The 763-nt window shown below is 53.2% G+C and carries 1 rRNA gene; it reads left to right on the top strand.

Features of this window, described 5'->3' with window-relative positions:
* A 23S ribosomal RNA gene (locus ACFQU8_RS10195) occupies positions 1 to 763 on the top strand; the annotation flags it as partial.

The raw sequence follows: 763 nt of genomic DNA, 5'->3' as shown, positions 1-763 counted from the left end.
ACCGATAGTGAACCAGTACCGTGAGGGAAAGGTGAAAAGCACCCCGGAAGGGGAGTGAAAGAGAACCTGAAACCGTGTGCCTACAAGTAGTCGGAGCCCGTTAATGGGTGACGGCGTACCTTTTGCAGAATGGACCGGCGAGTTGCGATCGTATGCAAGGTTAAGTGGAAGACACGGAGCCTGAGCGAAAGCGAGTCTGAACAGGGCGATTTGAGTATACGGTCGCAGACCCGAAACCGTGTGATCTACCCATGCCCAGGGTGAAGGTCAGGTAACACTGACTGGAGGCCCGAACCCACGTATGCTGAAAAATGCGGGGATGAGGCGTGGGTAGGGGTGAAATGCCAATCGAACACGGATATAGCTGGTTCTCTCCGAAATAGCTTTCGGGCTAGCCTCAAGGAGCGTGTACCGGAGGTAGAGCACTGATTGAACGAGGGGCCCTCACCGGGTTACCGAATTCAGTCAAACTCCGAATGCCGGCTACATAGCCTTGGGAGTCAGACTGTGGGTGATAAGGTTCATGGTCGAGAGGGAAACAGCCCAGACCGCCAGCTAAGGTCCCTAAGTATACGTTAAGTGGAAAAGGATGTGGCGTTGCTCAGACAACCAGTATGTTGGCTTAGAAGCAGCCACCATTTAAAGAGTGCGTAATAGCTCACTGGTCGAGTGACTCTGCGCCGAAAATGTACCGGGGCTAAACGTATCACCGAAGCTGCGGATTGTTCTTCGGAACAATGGTAGGAGAGCGTTCCAAATGCTG

The organism is Lentibacillus kimchii, from assembly GCF_042666895.1.
Lineage (GTDB): Bacteria > Bacillota > Bacilli > Bacillales > Amphibacillaceae > Lentibacillus > Lentibacillus kimchii.
This window is presented reverse-complemented; position numbering and strand designations above follow the sequence as displayed.